This window comes from Pseudomonas sp. Choline-02u-1 (assembly GCF_002836515.1).
In the GTDB taxonomy this organism is placed as follows: Bacteria; Pseudomonadota; Gammaproteobacteria; order Pseudomonadales; family Pseudomonadaceae; genus Aquipseudomonas.
Genome location: NZ_PJBC01000004.1, coordinates 282,953 through 301,970, shown reverse-complemented (window position 1 = coordinate 301,970; position 19,018 = coordinate 282,953). Strand labels below are relative to the sequence as shown.

At 60.6% G+C, this 19,018-nt stretch carries 16 protein-coding genes; 15 read left to right on the top strand and 1 reads right to left on the bottom strand.

Translation table 11 applies throughout. The features are described 5' to 3' along the window. Window positions 1–80 precede the first annotated feature (80 nt). From CXF97_RS05485 to CXF97_RS05430, 12 genes are all read left to right on the top strand, one after another. Window positions 81–2,441: a TonB-dependent receptor gene (locus CXF97_RS05485; protein WP_101156952.1), complete on the top strand. Its 2,361-nt coding sequence runs from the start codon at window positions 81–83 to the stop codon at window positions 2,439–2,441. A 23-nt stretch (window positions 2,442–2,464) separates the two neighbouring features. Beyond that, window positions 2,465–3,808, top strand: a complete 1,344-nt coding sequence (locus CXF97_RS05480; RefSeq protein ID WP_101156950.1) for an aryl-sulfate sulfotransferase — start codon at window positions 2,465–2,467, stop codon at window positions 3,806–3,808. A gap of 271 nt (window positions 3,809–4,079) precedes the next feature. Further along, entirely contained in the window at window positions 4,080–4,889 is an 810-nt protein-coding gene (locus CXF97_RS05475; protein ID WP_101156948.1) for an energy transducer TonB, read from the top strand. Between the two features lie 45 nt (window positions 4,890–4,934). Beyond that, a complete protein-coding gene (locus CXF97_RS05470) occupies window positions 4,935–5,660 on the top strand; it encodes a MotA/TolQ/ExbB proton channel family protein (protein ID WP_101156947.1) in 726 nt (241 codons plus the stop codon). Between the two features lies 1 nt (window position 5,661). After that, window positions 5,662–6,063, top strand: coding sequence for a biopolymer transporter ExbD (locus tag CXF97_RS05465; protein WP_101156945.1), 402 nt, complete (start codon window positions 5,662–5,664; stop codon window positions 6,061–6,063). Between the two features lie 201 nt (window positions 6,064–6,264). Continuing rightward, window positions 6,265–6,846 carry an alpha/beta hydrolase gene (locus CXF97_RS05460; RefSeq protein WP_101156943.1) on the top strand — a complete coding sequence of 194 codons (582 nt, stop codon included), beginning with the start codon at window positions 6,265–6,267 and terminating at the stop codon, window positions 6,844–6,846. 51 nt (window positions 6,847–6,897) lie between these two features. Continuing rightward, window positions 6,898–7,830 carry a sigma 54-interacting transcriptional regulator gene (locus CXF97_RS05455; RefSeq protein ID WP_101156941.1) on the top strand — a complete coding sequence of 311 codons (933 nt, stop codon included), beginning with the start codon at window positions 6,898–6,900 and terminating at the stop codon, window positions 7,828–7,830. 167 nt (window positions 7,831–7,997) lie between these two features. Next, the gene (locus tag CXF97_RS05450) at window positions 7,998–8,795 is read left to right on the top strand and encodes a MetQ/NlpA family ABC transporter substrate-binding protein (RefSeq protein WP_016772222.1); all 798 of its coding nucleotides are present in this window, start codon (window positions 7,998–8,000) and stop codon (window positions 8,793–8,795) included. A 535-nt stretch (window positions 8,796–9,330) separates the two neighbouring features. After that, window positions 9,331–9,996 carry an amino acid ABC transporter permease gene (locus CXF97_RS05445; protein WP_101156939.1) on the top strand — a complete coding sequence of 222 codons (666 nt, stop codon included), beginning with the start codon at window positions 9,331–9,333 and terminating at the stop codon, window positions 9,994–9,996. Further along, complete coding sequence (locus CXF97_RS05440; protein WP_101156937.1) at window positions 9,977–10,636, top strand: amino acid ABC transporter permease; 660 nt, start codon at window positions 9,977–9,979, stop codon at window positions 10,634–10,636. Before CXF97_RS05445 ends, CXF97_RS05440 begins: the two co-directional genes overlap by 20 nt. Beyond that, on the top strand, window positions 10,633–11,415 hold the full coding sequence (locus tag CXF97_RS05435) for an amino acid ABC transporter ATP-binding protein (RefSeq protein WP_101156935.1): 783 nt from the start codon (window positions 10,633–10,635) through the stop codon (window positions 11,413–11,415). Before CXF97_RS05440 ends, CXF97_RS05435 begins: the two co-directional genes overlap by 4 nt. After that, window positions 11,412–12,284 (top strand): transporter substrate-binding domain-containing protein, encoded by an 873-nt coding sequence (locus tag CXF97_RS05430; RefSeq protein ID WP_101156924.1) that lies wholly within the window; start codon window positions 11,412–11,414, stop codon window positions 12,282–12,284. Before CXF97_RS05435 ends, CXF97_RS05430 begins: the two co-directional genes overlap by 4 nt. Window positions 12,285–12,332: 48 nt before the next feature. Here the strand turns inward: CXF97_RS05430 and CXF97_RS05425 are convergent, their stop codons facing one another. Then, entirely contained in the window at window positions 12,333–13,529 is a 1,197-nt protein-coding gene (locus CXF97_RS05425) for an AAA family ATPase (RefSeq protein WP_101156922.1), read from the bottom strand. 205 nt (window positions 13,530–13,734) lie between these two features. Between CXF97_RS05425 and CXF97_RS05420 the strand changes: the two genes are divergently transcribed. The 3 genes from CXF97_RS05420 to CXF97_RS05410 are packed head-to-tail and all read left to right on the top strand — an operon-like array spanning window position 13,735 to window position 18,949. After that, window positions 13,735–14,838 (top strand): efflux RND transporter periplasmic adaptor subunit, encoded by a 1,104-nt coding sequence (locus CXF97_RS05420; protein WP_101156920.1) that lies wholly within the window; start codon window positions 13,735–13,737, stop codon window positions 14,836–14,838. Further along, on the top strand, window positions 14,835–15,899 hold the full coding sequence (locus CXF97_RS05415) for an efflux RND transporter periplasmic adaptor subunit (protein ID WP_101156918.1): 1,065 nt from the start codon (window positions 14,835–14,837) through the stop codon (window positions 15,897–15,899). Before CXF97_RS05420 ends, CXF97_RS05415 begins: the two co-directional genes overlap by 4 nt. After that, window positions 15,896–18,949, top strand: a complete 3,054-nt coding sequence (locus CXF97_RS05410; RefSeq protein WP_101156916.1) for an efflux RND transporter permease subunit — start codon at window positions 15,896–15,898, stop codon at window positions 18,947–18,949. The genes CXF97_RS05415 and CXF97_RS05410 overlap by 4 nt, the downstream gene beginning before the upstream one ends. The last annotated feature ends 69 nt before the right edge of the window (window positions 18,950–19,018 follow it).

The window sequence follows — 19,018 nt, the reverse complement described above, 5'->3', positions numbered from 1 at the left end:
TTGTAAATCCATAAATAAATAACTGAAAAGAATATGCAGCGTTGAAAATATCTGTGTGTTTTTTGACCAGGAGCCGCGTCATGAGTCCGTTGAATCTCGCGTTACCCCCATCCTCCCGACGGCTCAAACGCCTGCCTTTGGCGCTGTTACTGGCGGGCAGCGCCAGCTGGACTCACGGTTATGCTGCAGAGGCCGAAACCCCGCCACCGGTCCCGGCAGGCACAGCGGCGGCCAACGGTTCGCAGCTGGAAACGGTGACCGTTACCACCCGCCGCCGCGAAGAAAGCTCGCAAGATGTGCCGACGCCCATGAGTGTGGTCAGCGGGCAGAATCTGGAGACGCAACGGGTCTACCGAATTCAGGATTTGCAGCAACTGGTGCCCAGCGTCAACGTCGCCTACATGCATGCGCGCCAGTCCAGCGTGTCGATCCGTGGCCTGGGCAACAACCCGGCCAGTGATGGGCTGGAAGGCAGCGTTGGCCTGTACATTGATAACGTCTATCTAGGCCGTCCGGGGATGGCGGTGTTCGATCTGATGGACATCGAACAGCTCGAAGTTCTGCGCGGGCCGCAGGGCACCCTGTTCGGCAAGAACACCACTGCCGGGGTCATCAACATCAGCACCCGCGCGCCCAGTTTCACGCCCGAGCGCAGCATCGAAACTTCGGTCGGCGAGGACGGTTATTTCCAGACGAAGGGCACGATCTCCGGGCCGCTCAATGATCAACTGGCTGGGCGTTTTTCCGCGTATCGCACGCGCAGTGACGGCGACATCAAGAACGAATACGACGGCCACGACCTCAACGGCGGCTCCCGCGAGGGCTTTCGCGCGCAGCTGCTGTTCAAGCCCAATGAAGATTTCAACCTGCGCTGGATCGGCGATTACAACGAAGAAGATTCCAGCGCTGGCACCCGCGTGCTTTACAACACCGGGCCGACCATCAACGGCGTCAACCTGTATGAATCTCGGGCCAGCGCGGCCGGGGCTACGCTGGTCAACGGTCGGCAGCGCAAGGTCAATCTCGACAACGACCAGCACGTCACCGTGCATCAGGGCGGCACGTCGGTGGAAGCCAACTGGACCTTGCCGAGCGACTTCACCCTGACTTCGGTCAGCTCGTACCGCTTCTGGAATTTCACCCCGCGCAACGACGACGGCCTCAACGTGCCGGCCAGTTACAACGCTGGCGTGTCGGTGGAAGACAAACAGTATTCGCAGGAATTTCGCCTGGCCTCGCCCAAGGGTGAGTTCTTCGATTACGTGGTCGGCGCCTACTATTTCGGCTCGGATCTGGACAACAAATCCTTTGCCTATTACGGCCCGCAGGCCGACATCTGGAACGGCACGCCGGCCGGCAGCCTGGCCAATGTCACGAGCGTCGGCAAGGGGCACATCAAGACCGACAGTTTCGCCCTGTTTGCCCAGGGCACCTGGCACCTCAGCGATCGCCTGGATTTCACGGCCGGGGTGCGTGGCACCTACGAAGAGAAAAACGCCTCGGTCAGCCGCAACGCGCCGCTCGGCGGTGTAGCGGTGGCGGGCGCGGCAGCCAATGCGCGCCGCGGGCGTGCCGGCGCTTACGATTCCGGTGACTTGAATCAGTACAGCTCCAGCCCCTCGGGACTGCTTAATCTGAGCTATCGCATCACCGACGACGTGCTTGGTTACGCCACGCTGTCCCACGGCGAGAAATCCGGCGGGGTCAACCTTGCGGTCGGCTCCGCACCTACCGCTGGCGCCGACTCACTATTGATCGGCACCGAGCGCGCCAACAACGCCGAACTCGGATTCAAAAGCACCCTGTGGGATCACCGTCTGCAACTTAACGCCAACGTGTTCTGGACCCAAGTCAACGCTTACCAGACCAACGCCTATGACGCCGCCAACCGCGTGCAATACCTGACCAACGCCGGTTCGGTGCGCTCGCGCGGCATCGAGTTCGAAAGCACCGTGGTGCCGTTGCGTGGCCTGACGCTGAACTTCAACGGCTCGTACAACGATGTCAGTTACCTCTCTTACAAAGATGCGCCGTGCCCGCCGGAAGTCAGCCAGGCCCCGGGCGCGCCGGCCTCATGCGATCTCAGCGGCCATCAAGTGGTGGGCGCGTCGAAATGGATCGGCAACGCCAACGGCGAATACAAATGGAATCTGGACAACGGCTTAGAACCCTACGTCACCGGCAGCTATGCGTTCCGCTCCAAAGCGGTGGGTACGGTCGAGGATTCCGACTACGGGCAGATCCCCAGTTACGCGGTGGTCAACCTCTCCACTGGCCTGCGCGGCGATTTCAATCAGGGCCAGTGGGATGTCTCGCTGTGGCTGAAAAACGCCTTCGACAAAACCTACTACACGACCCTGTGGACCGGCGGCAACGGCGGCTATGAAGGCCTGCTCGGCACGCCACGGACCCTCGGCGTTACCGGTCGCTACGACTTCTGATCGAGCTTTCAAGGAGCTGCACCATGTTGCCCATCAAAAGCGTTTTACCTCTGCTGTTATCCGGCGCAGTCCTGAGCAGCGGCGCCTTCGCCGCGCCCAGTGTGTACCCGACCGGCGTCACCCGTTATGACCCGGACAAGGCGTTCAACCAGTACGTGATCTTCAGCGGCGCCGACAAGCAGACGCACCTGATCGACATGAATGGCAACGAAGTGAAAACCTGGGCGCAGGCCGGTTTCCCTTCAGCCATCATCGACCCGCAACTGGTCGGCGGTAAACGCGGCCACGTACTGCTGCAATTGAGTGACAAGGATCCCGGCAAGCTCGGCTCGGCGGGCAATGGCTTGGGCAATCAGAGCGTCGGCGAACTCGACTGGGACGGCAAAGTCGTCTGGCAGTGGGGCGACAAGGCACCCGGTGGGGCGGCGCAGCAGCATCACGACCAACGCCGCTTGAGCAATGGCAACACCGTGGTGCTGGCGAACAAAGTGCACAAGGTCAATGGCTTCAAGACGCCCGAAGTCATCGACGATGTAATCTACGAAGTCAGCCCCGACGGCGCAGTGAAATGGCAGTGGCTCGCCTCGGAACATCTGGGCGAATTCGGCTTCAGTGCCGAGCAGTTGAAACTGGTGCGCGCCAGTGACAACCCGGATTACCTGCACATCAACAACCTCAGTCTGGTCGGGCCGAACAAGTGGTTCGACGCCGGTGACAAGCGCTTCAGCCCGGACAATCTGTTGATCGATTCACGCAACGCCAACTTCATCGCCATCATCGATAAAAACAGCGGCAAAGTGGTCTGGCGACTGGGGCCGAACCTGCCGCTGATCAATCCGAAAACCGCGCAGAAACTGCCGCGCCCGGTCGATCAGTTCGTCGGTCAGCACGACGCGCACATCATCCCCGCCGGACTGCCTGGCGCCGGCAATCTGCTGGTGTTCGATAACCAGGGTTCGGCGGGCTATCCGAACGTCACCCTCGGCTTGATATCCGGTTCACGGGTGCTGGAAATCGACCCGCAGCAAAACCAGATCGTCTGGCAGTACAGCGCGGCCAATTCGAAGCAGCCGGGCTGGGCGTTCTATAGCTCGTTCATCAGCAGCGCGCGGCGTTTGCCCAACGGCAACACCTTGATCGACGAAGGCATGAATGGCCGATTTTTCCAAGTCACCGCCAGCGGTGAAAACGTCTGGGAGTACGTCAGCCCTTATCTGGGCAAAGCGCCGGGCAGTGACGCGATCAGCAATTGGGTATATCGAGCGTTGCCAGTGAGCTATGACTGGGTGCCGACCGGTACGCCGCGCTCGGAAACTGCAGTGATCGCGCCTACCGTCGGCGTCCGGCAAACCAATGCCAGTCGTTAAACGAGCGCGGATGAATGCCGTGAACGAATACTTTTCATGCCGTAAAAGCATGCGATTTGTCGTCGGTTGCTGCAGCCCTTGTGGCGCGCGGCCTCGGTAAAAAAGGCATTTTGTATATTCCTCGAAGGTCTATACATAACGTCAAAGATTACTTTCGGTGATAAGCGTCCACAGCCAATGATGATCCCGTCGACTACGCCGTGGGGGCATTACGAAGGGCAAGTCGATCGCTTTGATTAGTAGAACGAAAGAGACCGCAGGGAGTTGAACAATGGGCAATGTCCAGACCGTCGCCAGCGCAGGGGATTTGCTGTGGCGGCCAACGCCGGGTGGCGAACTGGTCGATCTTGGCCGGCCGCACCGGGTGCCGTTGGGGCAGTTGCGTTTGCAGCGTGCACCCAAGGGCATTTTGAGTCGGCGCGAAACCCTTCTGCTCGGTGTGCTCGCATTGGTCGTGCATGGCGCGGTGATTTACTGGGTCAGCCAGAAACCAACGCCAGCGCTGCCGGTGGTGCCGCCGGAAATTCCGCCGATGAGCATCGAGTTTTCGCGTCCGGCTCCGCCAGCGCCGCCGGTTGTTGCGCCGCCACCACAGGCGCCGGTGGTCGAACCGCCACCGCCGATGGAAGAGGAATTGGCGGTAAAACCGCCGCCGCCCAAGCCGATCGCCAAACCCAAACCGGTGGTGAAACCGCCGCCCAAACCCGCGCCCAAGGCACTAGAGCAGCCGCCAGCGCCAGCGAAACCGGCAGCCCCGGTCGCCGCGCCAGCGCCTCCTGCGCCACCAGCACCAGCGCCCGTCACTCCGGCTTCAGCCAACGCTGCGTATCTGAAAAACCCGGCACCGGAATATCCGTCGCTGGCCCAGCGGCGCGGTTGGGAAGGCATGGTGTTGTTACGGGTGCATGTGTTGGCCAGTGGTAAGCCGGGGGAGATCCAGATAGCCAAAAGCAGCGGTCGGCAGCAGCTCGACGACGCGGCGCTGAATGCCGTCAAGCGCTGGAGTTTCGTTCCGGCCAAGCAGGGTGATGTCGCCCAGGACGGCTGGGTCAGCGTGCCTATCGATTTCAAGATTCATTAAACCGAAACCAAATTCGCGCGAAATGTTTACACGAGGGAACACATCATGACGTTACTGGCATCTCCACTGGAATCCATCGAAAGCGCGGTGATCTGGCTGCTGGTGGTTTTTTCCGTCGCCACCTGGGGCCTGGCGTTGCTCAAGGCTGTGCAGTTCGGTCGTCTGAAGGCGCAGGATCGGCGCTTTCACAAACGTTTCTGGGCAGCGTCGAGTCTGGATTCCGCGGCAGAGTTGAGCGAGACCCAGCCCGGCGCCGCAGCGCGGGTGGCGCAGGCCGGTTACGCGGCGATCCAGGTGGGCGAGGCGCCGCCGGCGAATGACCTGAGCCAGGCGATCAACCATCAGGATCGCCTCGAGCGCGCCCTGCGCCAGCAGATCGTCCGCGAACGGCGTTCGCTGGAAACCGGCCTGGCGGTGGTCGCGAGTATTGGCAGCACCTCGCCGTTCATTGGTTTGTTCGGCACGGTGTGGGGAATCATGGAGGCGTTGAAAGGGATCAGCGCGGCGGGTTCAGCGAGCCTGGAAACGGTGGCCGGGCCGATCGGTGCGGCACTGGTAGCGACCGGCGTGGGTATTGCCGTCGCGGTGCCGGCGGTGTTGGTTTACAACTACTTTCTGCGCCGTCTGAAACTGACGGCGGCGGATCTCGATGACTTCGCCCACGACTTCTACAGCCTGGCGCAGAAGAGTGCGTTCCGCGTACTGATCCACCCGACCGCGCACAAGGTGGCGACGCCGGGCAACGCGGCAGAAGCGAAGGAGGCGTCTTGATATGGCCTTCTCCACGCAAGACGCGGATGAGGTGCTCAGCGAAATCAACGTGACGCCGCTGGTGGACGTGATGCTGGTGCTGCTGGTGGTGTTCATCGTCACCGCGCCGCTGTTGACCAATGCGATACCGATCAACCTGCCGAAGACCGAAGCGGTGGCGCCGGTCGAGCAGAAGGATCCGCTGGTGGTGAGCATTGACGGCGCCGGCAAGCTGTTTATCAACAAGGACGAGATTCAGCCTGACTTGCTCGAATTCAACCTCAAGTCGGCCAAAGCGAAGGACCCGCAAGTGCGCGTGCAGTTGCAGGCCGATGATGGGGTGAATTACGGCGAAGTGGCGCGAGCCATGGCTTCGATCGAACGGGCCGGGATCACCAAGTTGTCGGTGATCACTGCGCGGTGACAGATTTTGTTTTTCCGGGGCCGTCTCCTTGGCAGGGTGCGGCCCTTTTTTTATTCCGCAACTTTTGTCCCGCCAGGCACCGCCCCTACACGGTTCCTTATATTCAATTCAGATATTAATAAATAGCTTATTATTCCTTAACGGATATATCTCATCTCCCTATACTCGACCCGGAACAGACACGACGCAGGAGAGCTCCCCATGCGCAACGAATCAATCCGCTACCTGATTGTGCCGGGCTGGCAAGGATCGCCAGAAGATCATTGGCAAACCCATTGGCAGAACAGCCTGCCGAACAGCGCGCGGGTCGAGCAGGCCGATTGGCTGGCGCCGCGCCGTGAGGACTGGGTCGCCGCGCTGGCCGAAGCGATTGCCGCCGACAGCACACCGGTGATCCTGATCGCTCATAGTCTCGGCTGCATCACCGTCGCCCACTGGGCGGCGACTGCGCCGCTGCAATACCTGCGTCAGGTGCGTGGGGCGTTGCTGGTCGCGCCGGCCGATGTCGAGCGTCCTGCGTGCGCACCGGCGCTGCGCAACTTCGCACCGATTCCGACGGGTCTGTTGCCGTTCCCCACTCAGGTCGTCAGCTCCGACAACGACGCCGCCGTCAGTGCGCCTCGCGCATTGGAACTGGCGCGCGACTGGGGCGCGGAGGCGGGGATTCTTGCCGGGGCCGGGCACATCAACGTCAAGTCCGGGCATCAGCGTTGGGAGCAGGGGTTTGCCTACCTCTATCGCCTGCAAAACCGCTTGGAACACCACGCCCGCCGTCGCGCCTGACCTTATTATTCAACGCCCCCGTCGGCTGGCGGTTTTGGGCGGGAGCCTGCCATGAGTTTGGAAACCTTCGGTCAGCCCTTGCTGACCTTTCCCGATGCGGAAAAAAGCCCCCTGAGCATTCGCGCCAAAGCGCTGGTGTTTGTCGATCCCCGCTCGCGGCAATTGCGTGAAGAGCTGGAGCAACTGGCACCGCGCTCGATCTCGATTTTGATCCGTGGCGAGACCGGCACGGGCAAGGAGTTGCTCGCCCGGCATATCCATCGCGCCAGTGACCGCAGCGGTCTGTTCGTTTCGGTGAACTGCGGCGCGATCAGCCCGACCTACGCCGACGCCGAACTGTTCGGCTACGCCGCCGGCAGTCATAGCGGTTCGGCCAGCAGTCGCGCCGGCTGGTTTGGTTCGGCCAATGGCGGCACGTTGTACCTCGACGAAATCGGCGACTTGCCGCTGCCGATCCAGGTCAAATTGCTCGCGGCATTGGAAAACCACGAAGTCACCCGTGTCGGTGCGCATCAGCCAAGTCCGGTGGATGTACGCCTGGTTGCGGCGACCAGCATCGATCTGGCCCAGGCTGTGGATGCCGGGAAATTCCACGAGCGACTCTATCACTACCTCAGCGAAGGTCATCTGGAGCTGCCGGCGTTGCGCGTGCGCACCGGCGACATCCTCTCGCTGGCCGAGTATTTCCTTGGCATCTACAGCCAGCGTCTGGACTTGCCCGTGCCGCTGATCAGCGAAGCCGCTCAGCATGTACTCGAACAACACAGCTGGCCGGGCAACACTCGCGAACTGGAAAACGTCATCCACTTTGCCCTGCTGGTCAGCACCGGCGACGAGATCCTGCCGGAACATCTGAACCTGCCTGACGCGTCTGCGCCGCAGGTTCAGATCGAACGTCTGGTCAGGCAGACCCATACAGGTGGTAGCAGTGCAGAGCGTAAGACCTTGAAAGATTGGCTGATTCGCTTGAGCGAGGCGGTGTGAACACTTTCTTCAACATGAACAAAATGGAATATGAAGCTGAATAAACGTTATTGTCCGGGAATAAAAAATCCGGGTATTGTCCGCCTCACGCCAGCGATATCACTTCACTGGCACACGTATTAAATGCCGTCGTCGCTGACGACCGTGATTTTCGATAAGGACACTGCATGAAAAAGGTTCTGTTGTTTACCGCATTGGCGGCTGCGCTGACGGCTTCTTTCGCCAACGCCGGTGAGAAACTGGTGGTTGCCGCGACGCCGGTGCCCCACGCTGAAATCCTTGAGCTGATCAAACCGACCCTGGCCAAAGAAGGCGTGGATCTGGAGATCAAGGTTTTCACCGACTACGTGCAACCGAACGTACAGGTTGGCGAGAAGCGTCTGGATGCCAACTATTTCCAGACCCTGCCCTACCTGAACAGCTTCAACCAGGGCAAATACAAGGACGATAAATCCAAGTATCTGGTGACCGTGCAGGGCGTTCATGTTGAACCGTTCGGTGGCTACTCGAGCAAGTACAAGACCCTGGCTGAACTGCCGGACGGCGCGACCATCGCCATCCCCAACGAAGGCAGCAACAGCGGCCGCGCACTCATCCTGTTGCAGAAGGCTGGCCTGATCGAACTGAAAGATCCGAAAAACGCTCTGGCCACGCCGAAAGACATCGCCAAGAACCCGCACAACTTCAAGTTCAAGGAACTGGAATCGGCCCTGCTGCCGCGCGTGCTGAAAGAAGTTGATCTGGACATGATCAACACCAACTACGCGCTGGAAGCCAAGCTTAATCCGCAGAAAGATGCGCTGGTGATCGAAGGCGCTGACTCGCCGTACGTGAACTTCCTCGTTGCCCGCGAGGACAACAAGAACAGCGACGCGATCCAGAAACTGGCCAAAGCGCTGACCAGCCCGGAAGTCAAAGCGTTCATCGAGAAGAAGTACAGCGGCGCGGTGTTGCCGGCGTTCTGATCTGACGCTTCGTTCCGATATGAAAACGCCGATGGCCAGTGATGGTCATCGGCGTTTTTGTGCTTTTTAGAGAAAAGATCGCAGCCTTCGGCAGCTCCTACAGGGGAATGCGGTCTCCTGTAGGAGCTGCCGAAGGCTGCGATCTTTTGATCTGGCCCTTGCTTCAGGCCACCCGCGTTTTCAAGGCCCGGCGCAGCGCCCTCAGCAATTTCAAGATGTCCTGCGGATCCAGCCGCTGCGGCACTTTTACGTCCATGTTGTTGTTCCTTGTGATGAATGGCCCGAGAGTCTGGCCAAAAGCTGTGGGTCCTTGGAGGTCTTTCGTGAAAAAAAGATATGTCCTACAACGCAAAGGAAAATAGCCTTCTTATTCCTTCCCGGCAAACCTGCAGGATAGTTTTTTGGGTGATATCAATATGCTTTAACGGTATTTAAATTCTTGTTTTTATACCTATAAAGTCAGTGCCTGCCGGACAGCCACCCGCTGTCCATGGATTGCATCACCGCCGCTTACCGAGCGGCGTCAGGACGCTTCATGACTTTCGACTACGCCTTTATCCTCAGCACCCTGCCGGCCTTTCTCAAAGCCGTGGGCGTGACCCTGCAGGTCGGTCTGATCGCGATCGGCACTTCGCTGCTGGTGGCGCTGCTCAACGCGACGATTCTGGTGTTTCGCACGCCTTATCTGCAAAAACTGGTCGGCTGCTATGTCGAGCTGGCGCGTAACACGCCGCTGCTGATCCAGTTGTTCTTCGTTTACTTCGCTCTTCCGGCTCTGGGAATCAAGGTCTCCGGTTACGCCGCAGCAATCATCACCATGACTTTTCTGGGCGGCGCCTACCTCACCGAAGTGCTGCGCGCCGGGGTCGATGCGGTGCCCCAGGCGCAACTCGAATCAGGGCGTTCGATTGGCCTGTCCCACGGCCAGTTGCTGCGCTACGTGATCCTGCCGCAGGCGGGGATCCTCAGCCTGCCGACACTGTTCGCCAATTTCATTTTCCTGTTGAAGGAAACCACTGTGGTCTCGGCGGTGGCGGTGCCGGAAATCCTCTACACCACCAAGAGCTACATCGCGCTCTATTACAAAACCTACGAAATGCTCGCCGTGCTGACGCTGATCTGCGTGCTGCTGTTCTTGCCGCTGTCGCTATTGCTCAGCCGTCTGGAAAGGAGGCTTCAGCATGGCCAGTTCGGGTCTTGAGTTGCTTTGGGTGTCGTTGCCGCAATTGGCTAAAGGCGCCGGGCAGACGCTTTCAATCTCGTTTCTGAGCATCGCCATCAGCACGGTGGGCGGTGTGCTTTACGGTGTGTTGCGCACGTTGAACGTAACGTGGCTGAACGCGATTTTGCGCGTTTATCTGGAGCTGTTCCGGGCGATTCCGGTGCTGGTCTGGTTGTATCTGCTGTTCTTCGGTTTGCCGATTTTCTTTGGCCTGAGCCTGCCGAGCTTCTGGTGCGCGGTGTTGGTGCTGTCGCTGTGGGGCGCCAGTGAGGTCGGCGAAGTGGCGCGCGGTGCGCTGCATTCGTTGCCGCGCGGGCAGCGCGAAGCGGGGCTGTCGATTGGTCTCAATACTGCGCAACTCTATGGCTACGTGCTGCTGCCGCAAGCGCTCAAACGCATGACGCCGCCGACCATCAACGTCTACACGCGGATCATCAAGACCAGTTCGCTGGCGGTGCTGATCGGCGTCGTCGACGTGATCAAGGTCGGCCAGCAGATCATCGAGCGCACCTACGAATCGGTGCTGATCTATGGCGCGCTGTTCCTGTTTTTCTTTTTTATCTGCTACCCGCTCTCGGCCGCCTCGCGCGTGCTGGAGCGGCGCTGGACGCAAGCATGAGCGCACTGATCGAGTTTCACGGTTTCAACAAATTCTATGGCGCGCAGCAGGTGCTCAATGGCATCGACCTGCAAGTGCAGAGCGGCGAAGTGATCGTCATTCTTGGCCCCAGCGGTTGTGGCAAAAGCACCTTGCTGCGTTGCCTCAATGGTCTGGAAGAAGCGCACAGCGGCAGCCTGAAATTCGTCGGGCGGGAGCTTCTGGACAAAGCCACTGACTGGCGCGAAATCCGTCAGCAGATCGGCATGGTGTTCCAGAGTTATCACCTGTTCCCGCACATGAGTGTGCTCGACAATCTGCTGCTCGGCCCGCTCAAGGTGCAGAAGCGCCAGCGTCGCGAAGCGCAACAGCAGGCCGAAGCCCTGCTTGAGCGTGTTGGCCTGCTCGACAAGCGCGATGCTTTCCCGCGTCAGCTCTCCGGCGGCCAGCAGCAACGCATCGCCATTGTTCGTTCGCTGTGCATGAACCCCCGGGTGATGCTCTTCGACGAAGTCACCGCCGCCCTCGACCCGGAGATGGTCAAGGAAGTGCTGCAAGTCATTCAGGACCTGGCCCGCGAAGGCATGACCCTGTTGATCGTCACCCACGAAATGGCCTTCGCCCGCGCGGTGGCCGATCGCATCGTGTTCATGGATGCCGGGCGCATCCTCGAACAGAACCCGCCCGAGATTTTCTTTACGAACCCGCAAACCGCACGCGCGCAGCAGTTTCTGGAGAAGTTCTCCTTCGTTGCAACATCGCCAAAAACGAATCCGAAAAAGGAACTGGAACCGCTATGAAAACTGCCGCGTTGTTACTGCCTCTGCTCAGCCTCGCCTTACTCGCCGGTTGCGGTAAAACCGAAGAGCCGCCAAAGCCGAAAGTCGCCAGCGAAAGCGCTGCGCCCGCCGGTTATCTGGACAAGATCAAGGCCCGCGACAAACTGATCGTCGGCGTCTTCACCGACAAGCCACCGTTCGGCTTCGTCGATGAGGCCGGGCGCTACGTCGGCTTCGACACTGACATCGGCCGGCGTTTCGCCAAGGATCTGCTCGGCGATGAAAACAAGGTCGAGTTCGTCGCTGTCGAACCCGCGAGCCGCATTCCGTTTCTGCAAAGCGACAAGGTCGACCTGATACTCGCCAACATGACCGTCACCCCGGAGCGCAAGGAAGCGGTGGAATTCACCAACCCGAACCTCAAGGTGGCCGTGCAGGCGCTGGTGCCGCAGGGCAGTTCGGTGAAGGCACTCGATGATCTGGCGACGCGCACCACGATTGTCACCACCGGCACCACCGCCGATATCTGGCTGACCAGGAACCACCCGGACTGGAAACTGCTCAAGTTCGAAAAAAACTCCGAGTCGCTGCAGGCCTTGGCCAATGGTCGTGGCGATGCCTACGCGCAGGACAATCTGGTGCTGTTCAGCTGGGCCAAGCAGAACCCGGGCTATCGCGTGCTCGAGGAAAAACTGGGTGCCGAGGCGCCGATTGCGCCGGCAGTGAAGAAGGGCAATCTCGAGTTGCGTGATTGGGTCAACAGCGAGTTGGCCAAGTTGGGCGAGGAGAAATACCTGCTCAAGCTGTATGACCAATATGTGCGCAAGGAACTGAGTGATGACACCCGGCCTGAGAGTGTGATTGTTGAAGGAGGCAAGTGGCAGGGGTGATTGCCTGTCGATCGTTCCCACGCAGAGCGTGGGAACGATCGGAGTGGGTTAGTCCGGCCAGTGCCACGCCGGCTCATCCAGCACTCGCTGGCCGACAATCCCGGTCTGCCCCAGCGTCTTCTCCAGCACGATGCAATTGCACTCCGGATCTTCCTGCAATGCCGAGATCAGCCGCCGCGCATGGGACACCACCCACACCTGGCACTGTTGCGAAGCGCGAATGATCAGCCGCGCCAGCGCCGGCAGCAGATCCGGGTGCAGACTGGTTTCCGGTTCGTTGAGCACCATCAGCGACGGTGGCCTCGGCGTCAGCAACGCCGCAACCAGCAGCAGATAACGCAAGGTGCCGTCCGACAGCTCTGCCGCCGACAACGGCCGCAGCAAACCTTCCTGATAAAACTCGATGGCGAAACGGCCGCCGGCCTGCGCTTCGATATGCACCCGTGCGCCGGGGAACGCATCGGTGATCGCTGCACGCATTGCGTCGCCGTCACCGATTTCGATAATGGTCTGCAGCGCCGCCGCCAGGTCGCGGCCGTCGTGGTGCAGCACCGGCGTGCGTGTCCCCAGTTGCGGCTGACGCACCGGCGCGTCGGCATCGCTGCGAAAGTGATCATAGAAACGCCAGCGGCGGATGAACTCGCGCATCTGGAACACTTCCGGCGAGCTGCGCAGGCTGCCGACCTGATCGAACAGGCTGTCGAAATTCGGCGTGTGCTGCGCCAATACATCCCATTGGCGCTCGGTACGTGCGCGGATCAGCGGGCCGTCGCGATCCACCAGCAGGCTGGCGGGACGGTAATGCGGGCCAGCCCAGATACATTCGCGCTTGATCTGCGGATCGAGACCGAAGCGCGACGGGATCGGTCGCGAATGTTCAGGGAGCATGAAATGCCCGTTGGAGTCGGGCAGACCGAGACTGATCGAGTAACTGAAATCCTCACCGGCAAATCCCAGTCGCAGTCGCTTCACCCCTTGGCGCACCGTCGGCTGGATCGCCACTTCTGCGTTGCGCATGCGCCGGCTGATGGTTTCCGGCCCGGCCCAGAACGTCGAATCCAGCCCGCCTTCGCGCGCCAGCGCATTGACCACGCCGCCCTGCGCGGTTTCCGCCAGCAGGCGCAAGGCGCGGTAGAGGTTGGACTTGCCGCTGCCATTGGGCCCGGTGATCAGGTTCAGGCGCCCGAGCGGAATCACCAGTTTGTTGATCGAGCGGTAATTGGCCACCGCCAGGGTATGCAGCATGGAATTCCTTCTCTGTAGGTGCCCCTTGTAGGAGCCGCCGAAGGCTGCGATCTTTTGATCTTGATCTTGATCTTTAAAAACAAAGATCGCAGCCTTCAGCAGCTCCTAAAGGGAAATGTTGTGATCGCTCAGGCGAACGTTGAACCCTGTCCTAAGCTCACAGTCGTATCGTCACTTGCACGTTCGTACACAGGAAGGAGTCTGCATGGCAAGTCCCGGAATGAAAACAGCGGTCATGCTGAGTCTGTTCATGTTGCTGACCGCGTGCGGCGACAAGAAACCTGCTGAGGAATATTTGCCACGGGTCTTTGTGCAAGAGGTCGAACCGGCCAACTACGCCGCAGCGGTGACCCTCACCGGTGATGTGCAGGCGCGAGTGCAGACGCAGCTGTCGTTTCGCGTCGGCGGCAAGATCATTGAGCGTAGGGTCGATGTCGGCGACCGCGTCACCGCCAAACAGGTGCTGGCCAGACTCGATCCGAAAGATCTGCAGACCAACGTCGATTCCGCTCAAGCCCAGGTCGTCGCCGAACAGGCCCGCGTCAAGCAGGCAGCAGCGGCGTTCGTCCGTCAGCAAAAGCTGCTGCCCAAGGGCTACACCAGCCAGAGCGAATACGATTCGGCGCAAGCGGCGCTACGCAGCAGCCAGAGCGCATTGAGCGCGGCGCAGGCGCAATTGGCCAACGCCAGGGACCAGCTCAGCTACACCGCGCTGATCGCCGATGCACCCGGCGTGATCACCGAGCGCCAGGCCGAAGTCGGCCAAGTGGTACAGGCCACCGCGCCGATTTTCAGCCTCGCCCGTGATGGCGACCGCGACGCGGTGTTCAATGTCTACGAATCGCTGCTGGCCGAGCGGCCATCCGATCGTTCGATCGTGGTCAGCCTGCTCGATAACCCCGAGATCAAAACCACCGGCACCGTGCGCGAAATCACCCCTTCGGTGTCGGCACAATCGGGCACCGTGCAGGTCAAGGTCAGTCTCGACAAGCTGCCGCCGGGCATGCAGCTCGGTTCGGTCGTGAGCGCTACCGCCAAAGGCACCGGCAAATCGGCGGTGGAACTGCCCTGGTCGGCACTCACAAAAAACATCAGCGACCCGGCGGTATGGCTGGTCGATGACAAGGGTGAAGCGCAGTTGCATACGGTCACGGTCGGTCGTTACCTGACCGGCAAAGTGATCATCAGCGAAGGCCTCAAGGGCGGCGAGAAAGTCATTGTCGCCGGCGGCCAGTTGCTGCACCCCGGCATGAAAGTCGAGATTGCCGAAAACACTTACAAGGATCTGCAGCCGGGAGCGCAGCCATGAAGCGCCTCGGCCTGTTGTGCATCGCGCTGCTGCTGGGCGCCTGCTCGGAAAAGGAAACACCGCCGGAACCGGTACGGCCGGTGCTGTCGGTCACGGTCAAGGCACTGAACGAAGAGAGCCTCGGGCGCTTTGCCGGCAGCATTCAGGCGCGCTACGAGAGCAACACCGGTTTCCGCGTCGGTGGACGTATCGCCAGCCGTAACGTTGACGTCGGCGCCGAGGTGCAGAAGGGCACCTTGCTCGCCACCCTCGACCCGTCCGACCAGCAGAACCAGTTGCGCTCGGCTCAGGGCGATCTGGCGAGAATCCAGGCGCAACTGATCAACGCCCAGGCCAATGCACGTCGTCAGCAAGCGCTGTTCGACCGCGGCGTCGGTGCACAGGCGCAACTGGATGTCGCCAACACCGAGCTGAAAACCACCCAGGCCTCGCTCGATCAGGCGCGGGCGGCGGTCAGCCAGAGCAAGGATCAATTGAGCTACACCGAGCTGCGCTCTGATCACAAAGCCGTGGTCACTGCGTGGAACGCCGAAGCCGGGCAAGTGGTGACGGCCGGGCAGCAAGTGGTGACGCTGGCGCAACCGGACATCAAGGAAGCGGTGATCGATCTGCCCGATACGCTGGTCGATCAGTTGCCCAGCGACGTGGTGTTCTCGGTGGCCGCACAACTGGACCCGAGCATCAACACCACGGCGATCATCCGCGAGATCGAGCCCCAGGCACAAAGCGCCACGCGCACCCGCCGTGCACGCCTCACCCTGACGGATACGCCGGACGGTTTCCGCCTCGGCACCGCAATCAGCGTGACCCTCAGTTCAGCGATCAAACCACGGATCGAATTGCCGCTGACGGCGCTGCAGGAATTCGACGGCAAAACCCGTATCTGGGTGATCGACACGCAAAACAAAACCGTCAACCCGCGAGACGTCAGCGTGGTCAGCCGCAGTGACAACAGTGTGGTGCTCGCTGGCGGCGTGCGAAACGGCGAGCGCGTGGTCAGCGCCGGCGTCAACAGTCTCAAACCCGGACAATCGGTAAAACTTGACGAGGACAGTCAATGAAAGGCTCTTTCAACCTCTCCGAATGGGCCCTCAAGCATCAGTCTTTCGTGTGGTACCTGATGTTCGTCGGGCTGCTGATGGGCGTGTTCTCGTACTTCAATCTGGGTCGCGAAGAAGACCCGTCGTTCACCATCAAGACGATGGTGATCCAGACCAAATGGCCGGGCGCGACCCAGGAAGAAACCCTTAAACAGGTCACCGACCGCATCGAGAAAAAGCTCGAAGAACTCGACTCCCTCGACTATGTGAAAAGCTACACGCGCCCCGGCGAATCGACGGTCTACGTTTACCTGCGCGACACCACCGGCGCCGAGGACATTCCGCAAATCTGGTACCAGGTGCGCAAGAAGATCGACGACATTCGCGGCCAGTTTCCCCAGGGCATTCAGGGGCCGGGGTTCAACGATGAGTTCGGTGACGTATACGGCTCGGTCTATGCCTTCACCGCCGACGGCCTGACCATGCGCCAGTTGCGCGATTACGTAGAGCAGGCGCGCGCCGAGATTCGCAGCGTGCCGGGGCTGGGCAAGGTCGAAATGGTCGGCCAGCAGGACGAAACGATTTACCTGAATTTCTCCACGCGCAAACTCGCAGCGTTAGGCATCGATCAGCGTCAAGTGGTGCAAAGCCTGCAGTCGCAGAACGCGGTAACGCCGGCCGGGGTGATCGAGGCCGGGCCCGAGCGGATTTCCGTGCGCACGTCGGGGCAATTCGCCTCGGAAAAGGATCTGGCCGAGGTCAATCTCAAACTCAACGACCGTTTCTATCGTCTGGCCGATATCGCCGAGATCCGCCGCGGCTACGTCGACCCGGCCACGCCTGAATTCCGCTTCGACGGCAAACCGGCGATCGGCCTGGCGATTGCCATGCAGAAGGGCGGCAACGTTCAGGAGTTCGGTAAGGCACTGCACGAGCGTATCGACCAGCTCACCGCTGACTTGCCGGTCGGCGTCGGCGTGCACACGGTGTCCGATCAGGCGGTGGTGGTGGAAGAAGCCGTCGGCGGGTTTACCAGCGCACTGTTCGAAGCGGTCATCATCGTGCTGGTGGTGAGCTTCATCAGCCTCGGCGTGCGTGCCGGCCTGGTGGTGGCCTGCTCGATTCCGCTGGTGTTGGCAATGGTCTTTGTGTTCATGGAATACAGCGGCATCACCATGCAGCGGATTTCCCTCGGCGCGCTGATCATCGCCCTCGGCCTGCTGGTGGACGACGCGATGATCACCGTGGAAATGATGGTCACACGCCTGGAAATGGGCGAGAGCAAGGAGGAGGCGGCGACGTACGCCTACACCTCGACGGCGTTCCCGATGCTCACCGGCACGCTGGTGACTGTCGCCGGTTTCGTGCCCATCGGTCTCAACGCCAGCTCGGCCGGTGAATATACATTCACCCTGTTCGCGGTGATCGCCGTGGCAATGATCGTGTCGTGGGTGGTGGCGGTGTTTTTCGCACCGGTGATCGGCGTGCACATCCTCAGCGACAAGGTGAAGGCGCACGATGCCGAGCCGGGTCGCGTTGGCCGGGCGTTCAATGGCGGGCTGCTGTGGGCCATGCGCAATCGCTGGTGGGCGATCGGCGTCACCGTGCTGCTGTTCGTGCTGGCGGTGTTCTGCATGCGTTTCGTGCAGAACCAGTTCTTCCCCGCTTCGGATCGGCCGGAAATTCTGGTCGACCTGAACCTGCCCCAAAACGCCTCGATCGACGAAACCCGCAAAGCGGTGGACAAGCTCGAAGCCACGCTCAAGGGCGACCCGGACATCGTGCGCTGGAGCACTTACATCGGTCAGGGCGCGATCCGTTTCTACTTGCCGCTGGACCAGCAACTGCAAAACCCGTACTACGCGCAACTGGTGATCGTCAGCAAGGATTTCGAAGCCCGCGAGGCACTGAGCCAGCGCCTGCGCGAGCGCTTGCACAAAGACTTCGTCGGCATCGGCAGCTACGTCCAGGCCCTGGAAATGGGCCCGCCGGTAGGGCGTCCAATCCAGTACCGGGTCAGCGGCAAGGACGTCGATCAGGTGCGCAAACACGCCATCGACCTGGCCACCGAACTGGACAAGAACCCGCACATTGGCGAGATCATTTACGACTGGAACGAGCCGGGCAAAGTCCTGCGCATCGATATCGCTCAGGACAAGGCGCGGCAACTCGGTTTGTCCTCCGAAGACGTGGCCAACCTGATGAACAGCATCGTCAGCGGCTCGCCATTGACTCAAGTGGATGACGATATCTACCTGATCAACGTGGTCGGTCGCGCGGTGGATTCCGAACGCGGTACGCCGGAAACCCTGCAGAACCTGCAGATCGTCACGCCGAGCGGCACCTCGATTCCGCTGCTGGCGTTCGCCACCGTGCGCTATGAGCTGGAGCAGCCGCTGGTGTGGCGGCGCGATCGCTTACCGACCATCACCATCAAGGCCTCGGTGCGCGACGAGATTCAGCCGACCGACCTGGTGAAACTGCTCAAGCCGTCGATTGATGCTTTTGCGTCGAAACTGCCCGTCGGCTACAAGGTCGCCACCGGCGGTACGGTCGAGGAAAGCGGCAAGGCGCAGGGGCCGATTGCCAAGGTCTTGCCATTGATGCTGTTCCTGATGGCAACGTTCCTGATGATCCAGTTGCACAGCGTGCAGAAGATGTTCCTGGTCGCCAGTGTTGCACCGCTGGGACTGATCGGCGTGGTTCTGGCGCTGGTGCCGACGGGCACGCCGATGGGTTTTGTGGCGATTCTGGGGATTCTCGCGCTGATCGGCATCATCATCCGCAATTCGGTGATTCTGGTGACGCAGATCGATGAGTTCGAGCAGAAGGGCTACGCGCCATGGGATGCGGTAGTGGAAGCGACCGAGCACCGGCGCCGGCCGATTCTGCTCACCGCTGCGGCGGCGAGCATGGGCATGATCCCGATCGCTCGCGAAGTGTTCTGGGGCCCGATGGCCTACGCAATGATCGGCGGGATCGTGGTGGCGACGTTGCTGACGCTGCTGTTTCTGCCGGCGCTGTATGTGGCCTGGTACAAGATTCGCGAGCCTGAAAAGGAATCTTCCTGAAGCAAGAACCAGAGATCGCAGCCAACGGCAGCCCCTACAGGGAAACGCATTCCAACGCAGGAGCTGCCA